Raw genomic sequence first — 10,861 nt, 5'->3', positions numbered from 1 at the left:
CGCGGTTGGTCCCGCCCCCCCCCCCGCCCCCGGGGGGGGGGGGGGGGGGCCCCCCCCCCCCCCCCCCCCCGGGGGGGGGGGGGGGGCCCCCCCCCCCCCCCCCGCTCGTTGCGGCAGACGTGACCGACGCCCGTGCCCGTCCCGACGAGCGGCCCGCCGACGACGGGTCCCGTGGGCCGTGCCGGGTCCGGGCCCTCGCGGAGCTGGCCCGTGCCGAGGTGCGCCGCGACCTCGCGGCGTTCCTCGCCGTGCTGGCGCGGGGCGGACCGGACGGGGAGGACCTGGAGCAGGAGGTCTGGCTGCAGGCGGCCGAGCGGGCGGCCGGGCCCGGGCTGCCCCGGGACCTGCGCGGCTGGCTGCGGGCCCGCGCCGTCCGGGCCGTGCTGACGGCCCGCCGGACGGCCGCCCCGGAGGTCCCGGTGCCGCGGCCGCCGGTGGCCCGCCGCGGGCCGCACGAGGAGCTGCTGGCCGCGGAGCTCGGCCGGGCCGTCCGCCGGGCGCTGGGCCGGCTCTCCGGCCGCTGCCCCGAACTGCTGCTCTCGCTCGCCGAGTCGCCGGAGCTCAGCTACACCGAACTGGCCGCCCGGACGGGCATCCCGCGGGGCTCGATCGGCCCGACCCGGTCGCGCTGCCTGGCCTGCCTGCGGTCGCTGCTGGCGGCGCGCCGCGCGGACCTGACGGGGGAGTGACCGCGTACGGTGGAGGACGTGACGCTCGCCACGTCCGGCGGCCGGAAGGTTGAGACCCGGCGAAGCCGGGGTAGAGCGCTGGCGAACGTCCCTCCCGGCGTCGGGTCCGGCCCGCGTGTGCGCGGACCGGCCGCAGCGCCGTGCCGTCGCCCGGGAGCCGTTCGACCCTCTTCCCGGCCGGGCCGATCCCCGTCCGGGACCTCAGGCCGGGCACCGGTGCACACCCTCGGCAGCGCACCGGGCACTAACGATGGGGAGACCCCGCACATGGGCATGAGTGTGATCATCTCGCCGGCGACGCAGGACGACGCGGAGCAGATCCTCAAACTGCAGTACCTCGGCTACCAGGACGAGGCCGCGCTCTACGGGGACTGGGCCATCGAGCCCCTCACCCAGACCCTGGAGAGCCTGCGTGCCGAGCTGGGCGAGCAGGAGTTCTTCGTCGCCCGCCTCGGCGACGAGGTGGTCGGCACCGTCCGCGGCCGGCTGGACGCCGACGGCACCGCCCGGATCGGCCGCCTGGTGGTCCACCCGCGGATGCAGCGCCACGGCCTCGGCGGGCGCCTGCTGGACGCCGTCGAGCAGCGCCTGCAGGCCGTCGGCACGGTCTACGCCTTCGAGCTCTTCACCGGCCACCGCAGCCTCGGCAACCTGCGGCTGTACGCCCGGCACGGCTACCGGCAGACCGGCGTCCGCGAGGTGTCCGGCCGGCTGTCGCTGGTGACGCTCAGCAAGACCGTGCCGGTGCCGCTGGCGGCCTCCGCCTGACGCCCCCACCCGACGCCCCGTTCTGCCCGACGGCGCCCTCCCCACTCGGGGACGGGCGCCGTCGGGCTTGCGGCACAAGGGTCGTGTCCGCATTCCGGACCGGATCTCCTGTTTATTGGGATCGTGTCCGAAGGTCTGCTTAACTGTCTTCATGACTGCGGCCACAACATGCACCCCCACCGGCACCGCGCCGGGCGGCGCGCGCCGCATGTGCTGTCGCATGTGTCACCGCTGAGGGCCCTCGTCCCCCTCCTCGCGCCCCGAAGCGAGTACCCGCGCCGCCCGTCCGGCGCCCGCTGAGCCAACCGCGTCGCCGATGCCCCGCCAGGGCCCTGCCCGCGCGCACGCACCCGGCCCGGCGGCCACGGCCGACGTACGGCCCCACCCCACACCCCCCTCCCTCCGGCGTGCCCCCGTACGCCTGCGAACGCCCGGTGCGCCGGCCCACGAGGCCGCGCCCCCGACCAACGGAAAGCAGCCGTGATCACCACCCAGGGCCTCACCAAGGTCTACCGCTCGCGCGGCCGAGAGGTCACCGCCCTCGACGGCGTCGACCTGCACGTCCGCGAGGGCGAGGTCTACGGAGTCGTCGGCACCAGCGGCGCCGGCAAGTCCACCCTCATCCGCTGCGTGAACATGCTGGAGCGGCCCACCGCCGGCACCGTCACGGTGGACGGCGTCGACCTGACCGCGCTGCCCGGCGGCGAGAACCGCGCCGGCCGTGAACTGCGCGAGGCCCGGCGCCGGATCGGCATGGTCTTCCAGCACTTCAACCTGCTCTCCTCGCGGACCGTCCAGCAGAACGTCGAACTGCCGCTGGAGATCATCGGACTCGACCGCACCGCCCGCCGCCGCAAGGCCGCCGAGCTGCTCGACCTGGTCGGCCTCGCCGACAAGGCCCGCAGCTACCCCGCCCAGCTCTCCGGCGGCCAGAAGCAGCGCGTCGGCATCGCCCGGGCGCTGGCCGGCGACCCCAAGGTGCTGCTCTCCGACGAGGCCACCAGCGCCCTCGACCCGGAGACCACCCGGTCGATCCTCGCCCTGCTGCGCGACCTCAACCGGCAGCTCGGCCTGACCGTCCTGCTCATCACGCACGAGATGGACGTCATCAAGTCCGTCTGCGACTCGGCCGCCCTGATGCGCGGCGGACGGATCGTCGAGTCCGGCGCGCTGACCGACCTGCTCGCCGACGGCGACTCCCGGATCGCCCGCGACCTCTTCCCGCTCGGCGAGTTCGCCTCCGGCCACAGCGGCCGCACCGTCGTCGAGATCACCTTCCAGGGCGACACCCCGGCGCAGCCGTTCGTCTCCCAGCTCGCCCGCACCTACCAGATCGACATCAACATCCTCGGCGCCGCGGTGGAGACCATCGGCGGCCGGATGGTCGGCCGGATGCGGGTCGAACTGCCCGGCGGCCACCAGGACAACGTCGTCCCGATCGGGTTCCTGCGCGAGCAGGGCCTGCAGGTCGACCTGCTGACCCCCGAGGGGGTGGCGGCATGACCTGGGACCAGATGCAGGAACTCCTGTGGCCCGCCACCTGGGAGACGCTCCAGATGGTCGGCGTCTCCTCGGTCGCCACCGTGCTGCTCGGACTGCCGCTCGGCGTCCTGCTGGTGCTCACCGACAAGGGCGGCCTGCTGCAGCACCCCGGCTTCAACCGGGTGCTCGGCGCGATCGTCAACATCGGCCGCTCGCTGCCGTTCATCATCCTCATGGTGGCGCTGCAGGGCGTCACCAAGGCGATCGCCGGCACCACCATCGGCTGGCAGGCGGCCACCGTGCCGCTCACCATCGGCGCCGTCCCGTTCTTCGCCCGGCTCGTCGAGACGGCCGTCCGCGAGGTGGACGGCGGCCTGGTCGAGGCCGTCCAGTCGATGGGCGGCTCCACCGCCACCATCGTCCGCAAGACCCTGCTGCCCGAGTCGCTGCCCGCCCTGGTGGCCTCCGCCACCACCACGGTCATCGCACTGATCGGCTACTCGGCGATGGCCGGCGTGGTCGGCGGCGGCGGCCTCGGCGACCTCGCCGTCCGCTACGGCTACCTGCGCTTCGAGACCGGCTTCATGTGGGTGATCATCGCCGAGCTCGTGGTCATCGTCACCGCGCTCCAGCTGATCGGCGACTTCCTCGTCCGCCGGCTGAGCCACCGCGGCGCCACCCCGAGGCGGTTCCGCCCCGAGGCCGTCGACCTCCCCGGCGAGGCGGAGGCGGAACCCGCCTCCGCCCGCTGACCCGGACCCGCGGCCGGAGACCCCGGCCCGCACCCCGGCGGCCGTCCCCGACGGCCCGCCGACCACCGCACCACCGGAGAAAGGCACTTTTCGTGCGTAACGTCCTGAAGTTCACCAGCGTCCTCGCCACCGCCGGCGTCGCCCTCACCCTCGCCGCCTGCGGCAGCGACGGCTCCTCGTCCTCCGGGGCGAGCGCCGACCCGAACAAGACGCTGACCGTCATAGCCAGCCCCACCCCGCACGCCCAGATCCTCGACTACGTCAAGAAGAACCTCGCCGACAAGGCCGGACTCAAGCTCGACGTCAAGGTGGTCACCGACTACGTGACCCCCAACACCGCGGTCCAGGACGGCTCGGCCGACGCCAACTACTTCCAGCACGTTCCGTACCTCGACGACTTCAACAAGAAGAACGCCACCGACGTCGTCTCCGTCGAGACCGTCCACCTGGAGCCGCTCGGCCTCTACTCCAAGAAGGTCAAGTCCGTCGCGGAGCTGAAGGACGGCGCCGAGGTCGGCGTCCCCAACGACGCCACCAACGAGGGCCGCGCGCTCCAGCTGCTCGCCGCCGACAAGGTCATCACCCTGAAGTCCGGCGCCGGCACCACCGCCACCGTCCAGGACATCGCCACCAACCCCAAGAACCTCAAGTTCAAGGAGCTGGAGGCGGCCCAGCTGCCGCGCTCGCTCGGCGACCTCGACGCCGCCGTCATCAACGGCAACTACGCCCTCGACTCCGGCCTCAAGCCCGCCACCGACGCCATCCTCCTGGAGAAGGCCGACGGCAACCCCTACGCGAACATCCTCGCCGTCAAGAAGGGCCACGAGAACGACCCGCGGGTCCAGAAGCTCGCCCAGCTGCTGCACTCCGCCGAGGTCAAGAAGTACATCCAGGACACCTTCAACGGCTCGGTGGTCCCCGCCTTCTGAAGCTGACCGCCACCGCTCCGGCCGGGCCCCGCCGCACCCCGCGGCGGGGCCCGGCCGCGCGTCGTGCACCCGCCGCGGCCGTGACGGCGGCCGAACTGACGGGCCGTCGCCGGAATGCAGGTACCCTGGCACGCCCGAAGAGAGGCGGGGCGTACGGTGTGTCCACGACCCGGCGAGGAGAGACGGCATGGCAGCGAGCTTCCCCGAGACGGCCATCAGCACGGAACGGCTGTTGCTGCGCCCGCTCGACGACGGCGACACCGCGGGCCTGACCGCCCTCGCCTCCGACGACCAGGTGCACACCTGGACCTCCCTGCCCTCGCCGTTCACCGAGGCGCACGCGCAGCACCTGATCCGCGTCCTCGCCCCCGGCCGGCGCGCCGAGGGCGGCGGCATCGTCTTCGCGGTCGCCGAACACCTCACCCAGCGCCTGGTCGGCCTGGTCGACCTCCGCTGCACCGACTGGCGGCTGCGCTCCACCGAGATCGGCTTCATCACCGCCGCCTGGGCCCGCGGCGAGGGCTACGCCCCGGAGGCCGTCCTCGGCGTCGCCCAGTGGCTCTTCGAGGACCGCGGCTTCCTCCGCCTGGAGCTGCGCACCGCCGCCGGGAACATCGCCGCCCAGCAGGTCGCCCAGAAGACCGGCGCGATCAGCGAGGGCGTGCTGCGCAGCGCCGGCATAGTCCGCGGCGAGGAGCCCGACCGGCGCGGCGCTCCCGACACGCGCACCGACCTGATCCTGTGGAGCCTGCTCCCCGAGGACCTCGACGCGCCGCAGAGCGGGCCGCTCGCCGAGCAGCGCTACGTCCTCCACGACTGACCGTCACCGGCCGCCCGCCACCGGCCACCCGGCCGCGGGGCGGCGATGCCGGCCCGGCCCGCCCCACCCGGTAGCCTCTGCACGTGGACGCGCAGGTGCGCCGTCCGCGCAGGGGCGGATTTTCGGGCGAGGGAGAACAGCCGCAGATGGCTGACCGGATCACGGTCATCGGGTGGGACGGCACACCGCTCACGGAGGCGGCGGCCACCGCGCTCGCCGGGGCCACCCTGGTCGCGGGAGCTCCGTACCAGCTCGCCGCGCTGCCGGTGCCGGCCGGCGCCGAGCGCATCGCACTCGGCAGCGTGCAGTCCGCCGCCCGCCGGATCGCCGAACACCGCGGCACCGCGGTCGTGGTCGCCGAGGGCGACCCCGGCTTCTTCGGCGTCGTCCGCACCCTCCGCCGGCCCGAGTACGGCCTCGAACTCGAAGTCCTGCCGGCCGTCTCCTCGGTCGCCGCGGCCTTCGCCCGCGCCGGCATGCCCTGGGAGGACGCCCAGGTCGTCTCCGCGCACGGCGGACGGCTGCGCCGGGCCGCCAACGTCTGCCGGGCGCACCCCAAGGTCGCCGTCCTCACCACCGCCGACGCCGGCCCCAGCGAACTCGCCCTGATGCTCCGCGGCGTGCACCGGACCTTCGTGGTCTGCGAGGCGCTCGGCACCCCGGAGGAGGACGTCACCGTCCTCACCTCCGACCGGGTGCCCGACCACGACTGGCGCGACCCCAGCGTCGTCCTGGTGATCGGCGGCTCGCCGCAGAGCAGCGACGAGGCCGCCGGCTGGCTGGCCGGCCGCCCGGTGGGCTTCCCCGGCGGCGACCGCGGCTGGGCGCTGCCCACCGAGGCGTACACCGGTACCGACCCCGCGGGCCGGCCGCTCGACGGCGCACGGGCGCTGCCCCCGCACGTCCGCGCGCTGGCCGCCGCCCGGCTCGGGCCCGTCCCCGGCGACCTGGTCTGGACGGTCGGCGCCGGCTGCGGTGCGCTCGCCGTCGAGATCGCCCGCTTCGGCGCCGCCGTGGTCGCCGTCGAGGAGGACGGCGCCGCCTGCGCCCGGATCGGCGTCAACGCCCGCCGGTACGGGGTCGAGGTCGACGTGGTGCACGGCGCCGGACCCGACGTGCTCGGGGGCCTGCCGGAGCCCGACGCGGTCGCAGTGGAGCGCGGCGGCGCACAGGTGGTGCGCGCGGTGCTCGCGCGCCGCCCCGAGCGCCTGGCCGCCGTCGCGCACACCCTGGCCGAGGCCGAGGAGATCCGGGAGGCGGCCGCGGCCGCCGGCTACCGCGTCGAGGGCACCCTGCTGCAGGCGGCCCCGCTCGAACCCCGCCCCGGCGGCCCGGCCGGACTCGCCCTCGGCCCCGCCGAGCAGACCGTCGTGCTCTGGGGCGGACTGGCCCCCTGACTGTCCGTATGCCGGACAACCACCGGACCGCACCGGGTGATCCCCGTCGCATCCGGACACCGATTCGAGAGCCCGTCGGCCCCGACCGATAGGGTGGCGTCCTGGTTGCGCACGGCGATCGGTGCACCGTGTCCATCCGGTACGGACGGTGCCCGGGGACGTGCCGCAATCGCCAGGGGCGAAGTCCACGGGCATTCGACGCGGCACCCGCCGGGCCGGGAGAATGCGTCGGGGCCCGACGCGGACGTGCCGGATGCCCCGGCTAGTCGTTAATTCTGATGGCGCGCCACCCGGGACGGGTGGCGGGCAGGGGTGGCAGCGGTCGGCGATCGCGTCGCCGAGGACGCGAAAGCGGCCTGGAAGGAGCTTTGGACATGACCGATGGCGGCCACCTCCCGAGTGATGGCTCCCTCGTGCCCCCGGGCGGGCACGGCGCGGTTGCACCGGACCACCTGGCCGGCGTCGACCCGCTGACCGCGCCCATCGAGGCCGTCGCGCCCGGCAGCGCCCCTCTCGGCACCGACACCTGGCAGGGCGGCCACCGGCCGTCCTTCACCTTCCTCGACCAGCCGGACCAGCTGGACGAGGACGAGGACGTCCTGCTGATGCCCGGCCCGCAGGGCGCCTGGGGCGACGCCGTCCACGGTGCCGTCGAGACCGTGCTCGTCGAGCCGACCGCCGTCGAGCCGACCGCCCCCGCACCGATCGCGGTGGAGCCGGTCACCGCCGTGCCCGTCGAGCAGTCCGTCCAGGCCGCGCCGGTGGTCGACACGATGGCGCTGCGCACCGTCGACGAGAGCGCCGTGCCGGGCGCCCAGGCGTCCGCCGAGCAGCCCGCGGGCGTGCCCGTCGAGCCCTCCTGGCCGCCGCTGAACCCGCCCGGCCTGGCCCCCGCCGACACCGAGCCGATCGGCGAGGCGCCGGCCGCACCGGCCGCCTCCGTCCAGGAGGGTGCCGCGCCGGTCGCCGTGCCGCCGGTCGCCGCGCCCGCCGAGCAGCCCGCGCAGACCGTGCGCCGCCCGCTGCACGCCGGCCCGCCGATCCCGGACCCGTCACTGATGACCGGTCAGGTGCCGGTCCGTTCGCTGGCCGACCGCGGACCCTCCGCCGTCCCCGTCCCCGGCGGCACGCCCGCCCACGGGGTGCCGATCGCCACCGTCCCCGCGCCCGCGCCCGCCCCCGCGCCCGAGCAACTCGTCCAGCCGCAGCCGCAGCCGCAGCCGGTGCCGGCCGCCGTCTTCGTCGAGCCGGTCGTCGCCGGTCCCGTCCCGGTCGAGCAGCCCGCGGGCGTTCCCGCGGAGGCCGCCGGTCCCGCCGTGGCCGTCGCCGAGCAGCCGCTCGTCGTCGAGGCCGCCACCGCTGCGCCGATCGCCGTGGAGCCGGTGGCCGAGGCGGTCGCCCCCGTCGAGCAGCCCGCGGCCGAGCAGACCGCCGAGAACGCGGCCGCCGCGCAGGCCGTGGCCGTGGTGGTCGAGCCCGCGCCCGCCGCGCAGCCCGCCGACACCGCCCAGGCCGCCATCCCGGCGCAGCCCGGCGCCGCGCCGCGCCGCATCGCCGCCTTCCTCGCCGACCCGGCCCCGCAGCACGGCCTGCCCGAGCCGCAGCCCGTCGCGCCGGAGGCCGTCCAGCAGCCGGCCGCGCCCGAGCAGTCCGCACAGGAGCAGCCCGCGCCCGAGCAGGCCGTGCAGGAGCAGCAGTCGCCGGAGCAGGCCACCGAGCCGTCGACAGCGGTGGCGGAGGAGTCGGCACCCGCCGAGCAGGCCGCCCCGGTGGGGGCTGCCCCGGTGGAGGCTGCCGCGCCTGCCGAGCAGGTCGTCGAGCAGGTCGAGCAGGCCGTCGAGCAGGTCGAGCAGGCCGTCGAGCAGCAGGCCGTGGTCATCGAGGCCGCGCCGGTGGAGCCCGCCACGGCCGAGGCCGTCGAGACCCAGGCCCCCGCCGAGGAGGCCCCGGCCGTCGAACCGGCCGTCGCGGAGGAGCCGCAGGCCGAGGCCGCCGCGCCGGACGCCGCACCCGAGGCCGGCTCCGAGCCGACCGCGGAGCAGCCGGCCGAGCAGCCCGTCGAGCAGCCCGCCGTCGAGGAGCCGGTGACCGCCGAGCAGCCCGCCGCGGCCGAGGCCGCGACCGAAGCCACGCCCGTGGAGGCCGTTTCCGTGGAGTCCGCCGCCGTCGAGGCCGCCACCGAGGTGTCCGAGCAGCCGGCCGGGCCGGACGCCGAGGCCGCCGTCGAGAACGCCGCCGGGACGGACTCCGACGAGCGCCCGCCGGCCGCCCCCGGCCTGGACGACGCCGCCCGCCAGGCCGTCCACCAGGTCATCCGCGAGCGCCGCGACATCCGCAACGGCTTCCGCCCCGACCCGATCCCGCACGAGGTGCTGCTGCGCGTCCTGGAGGCGGCCCACACCGCCCCCAGCGTCGGCTACTCGCAGCCCTGGGACTTCGTCGTCATCCGCTCCCGCAAGACCCGGCGCAAGATGCACGAGCTCGCCCAGCGCCAGCGCGACGCGTACGCCGACTCGCTGCCCAAGGGCCGGGCGAAGCAGTTCAAGGAAATCAAGATCGAGGCGATCCTCGAGACGCCGGTGAACATCGTGGTGACCGCCGACCGCACCCGCGGCGGCCGGCACACCCTCGGCCGGCACACCCAGCCGCAGATGGCCCCGTACTCGGCCGCGCTCGCCGTCGAGAACCTCTGGCTGGCCGCCCGCGCCGAGGGCCTCGGCGTCGGCTGGGTGAGCTTCTTCGACGAGGACGAGATGGTCCGCGAGCTCGGCCTGCCCGAGCACCTGGAGGTCGTCGCCTACCTCTGCGTCGGCTACGTCGACGCGTTCCCCGACGAGCCCGAGCTGCAGCAGCAGGGCTGGGCCAAGAAGCGCCCGCTGTCCTGGGTCGTCCACGAGGAGCAGTACGGCAACCGCGCGCTGCCCGGCGAGGAGCCGCACAGCCTGCTCGCCGACACCCTGCGCGGCATCCGCCCGCTGGACGCCAAGTCCCTCGGCGACGCCTGGGACCGCCAGAAGCGGATGACCAAGCCGGCAGGTTCGCTCGGCGTGCTGGAGATCATCGCCGCGCAGCTGAGCGGCCTCGCCCGCAAGTGCCCGCCGCCCGTTCCGGAGCCCGGCTGCGTGGCGATCTTCGCCGGCGACCACGGTGTGCACGCCCAGGGCGTCACCCCCTGGCCGCAGGAGGTCACCGGCCAGATGGTCGCGAACTTCCTCGCCGGCGGCGCGGTCGTCAACGCCTTCGCCGCCCAGGTCGGCGCCGAGGTGTGCGTGGTCGACGTCGGTGTCAGGGCCGACCTGCCGGAGGCCATCCAGCAGGGCCGCACCACCGGCCTGCTGCCGCGCAAGGTCAAGGCCGGCACGGACGACATGACCCAGGGCCCGGCGATGAGCCGGGAGGAGGCCGTCCAGGCGATCGAGGTCGGCATCGAGACCGCCCGCGACCTGGTCGCGGCCGGCAACAAGGTGCTGATCACCGGCGACATGGGCATCGCCAACACCACCGCCTCCGCCGCCCTGATCGCCGTCTTCACCGGCACCGACCCGGCCGAGGTCACCGGCCGCGGCACCGGCATCGACGACGCCACGCACGCCCGCAAGGTCGAGGTCGTCCGCGCCGCGCTCGCCCTGCACCAGCCGGACGCGGCCGACCCGATCGGCGTCCTCGCCGCGGTCGGCGGCCTGGAGCACGCGGCCATCGCCGGCTTCCTGCTCGGCGCGGCCTCGCTGCGCACCCCGGTCATCCTGGACGGCGTGATCGCGGGCTCCGCGGCCCTGGCCGCCAAGGCGATCGCCCCGGAGGCGCTGGCCGCCTGCATCGCCGGCCACCGTTCGGCCGAGCCCGGCCACCAGGCCGCGCTCGCCAAGCTCGGCCTGCGCCCGCTGATCGACCTGGACCTGCGCCTCGGCGAGGGCACCGGCGCCCTGCTGGCCCTTCCGCTGGTGCAGAGCGCCGCCCGGGCGATGCACGATGTAGCCACCTTCGACTCCGCCGGGGTCACCGAGAAGGCCTGAGCCTTCCGACC

General features: G+C 75.7%; 8 protein-coding genes. All 8 read left to right on the top strand.

From position 1 onward, the window contains the following. Positions 1-119: 119 nt before the first annotated feature. The 8 genes from AB0442_RS28440 (at position 120) to cobT (ending at position 10,850) form a co-directional block, all read left to right on the top strand. Positions 120-689, top strand: coding sequence for a sigma-70 family RNA polymerase sigma factor (locus tag AB0442_RS28440; protein WP_366166329.1), 570 nt, complete (start codon positions 120-122; stop codon positions 687-689). 267 nt (positions 690-956) lie between these two features. Continuing rightward, positions 957-1,457, top strand: coding sequence for a GNAT family N-acetyltransferase (locus AB0442_RS28435; protein WP_366166327.1), 501 nt, complete (start codon positions 957-959; stop codon positions 1,455-1,457). Between the two features lie 480 nt (positions 1,458-1,937). Then, positions 1,938-2,960 (top strand): ATP-binding cassette domain-containing protein, encoded by a 1,023-nt coding sequence (locus tag AB0442_RS28430; protein ID WP_363543627.1) that lies wholly within the window; start codon positions 1,938-1,940, stop codon positions 2,958-2,960. Further along, positions 2,957-3,691 (top strand): methionine ABC transporter permease, encoded by a 735-nt coding sequence (locus AB0442_RS28425; RefSeq protein WP_366166324.1) that lies wholly within the window; start codon positions 2,957-2,959, stop codon positions 3,689-3,691. Before AB0442_RS28430 ends, AB0442_RS28425 begins: the two co-directional genes overlap by 4 nt. A gap of 92 nt (positions 3,692-3,783) precedes the next feature. Continuing rightward, entirely contained in the window at positions 3,784-4,620 is an 837-nt protein-coding gene (locus AB0442_RS28420; protein ID WP_366166322.1) for a MetQ/NlpA family ABC transporter substrate-binding protein, read from the top strand. A 187-nt stretch (positions 4,621-4,807) separates the two neighbouring features. Beyond that, positions 4,808-5,440, top strand: coding sequence for a GNAT family N-acetyltransferase (locus AB0442_RS28415; protein WP_366166320.1), 633 nt, complete (start codon positions 4,808-4,810; stop codon positions 5,438-5,440). 146 nt (positions 5,441-5,586) lie between these two features. After that, positions 5,587-6,837, top strand: coding sequence for a precorrin-6y C5,15-methyltransferase (decarboxylating) subunit CbiE (gene cbiE, locus AB0442_RS28410; protein WP_363543632.1), 1,251 nt, complete (start codon positions 5,587-5,589; stop codon positions 6,835-6,837). 374 nt (positions 6,838-7,211) lie between these two features. Beyond that, positions 7,212-10,850 carry a nicotinate-nucleotide--dimethylbenzimidazole phosphoribosyltransferase gene (cobT, locus tag AB0442_RS28405; RefSeq protein ID WP_366166318.1) on the top strand — a complete coding sequence of 1,213 codons (3,639 nt, stop codon included), beginning with the start codon at positions 7,212-7,214 and terminating at the stop codon, positions 10,848-10,850. Positions 10,851-10,861 lie beyond the last annotated feature (11 nt).

This window comes from Kitasatospora sp. NPDC085895, assembly GCF_040702125.1.
GTDB classification, from domain to species: Bacteria; Actinomycetota; Actinomycetes; order Streptomycetales; family Streptomycetaceae; genus Kitasatospora; species Kitasatospora arboriphila.
The sequence above is the reverse complement of the archived record's forward strand: the minus strand, read 5'-3'. Positions and strand labels throughout refer to the sequence as shown.

Coding starts and splice junctions, on each gene's coding strand:
- AB0442_RS28435 (WP_366166327.1), top strand. CDS start 957: ATGGGCATGAGTGTGATCATCTCGCCGGCGACGCAGGACGACGCGGAG.
- AB0442_RS28425 (WP_366166324.1), top strand. CDS start 2,957: ATGACCTGGGACCAGATGCAGGAACTCCTGTGGCCCGCCACCTGGGAG.
- AB0442_RS28415 (WP_366166320.1), top strand. CDS start 4,808: ATGGCAGCGAGCTTCCCCGAGACGGCCATCAGCACGGAACGGCTGTTG.
- cbiE (WP_363543632.1), top strand. CDS start 5,587: ATGGCTGACCGGATCACGGTCATCGGGTGGGACGGCACACCGCTCACG.
- cobT (WP_366166318.1), top strand. CDS start 7,212: ATGACCGATGGCGGCCACCTCCCGAGTGATGGCTCCCTCGTGCCCCCG.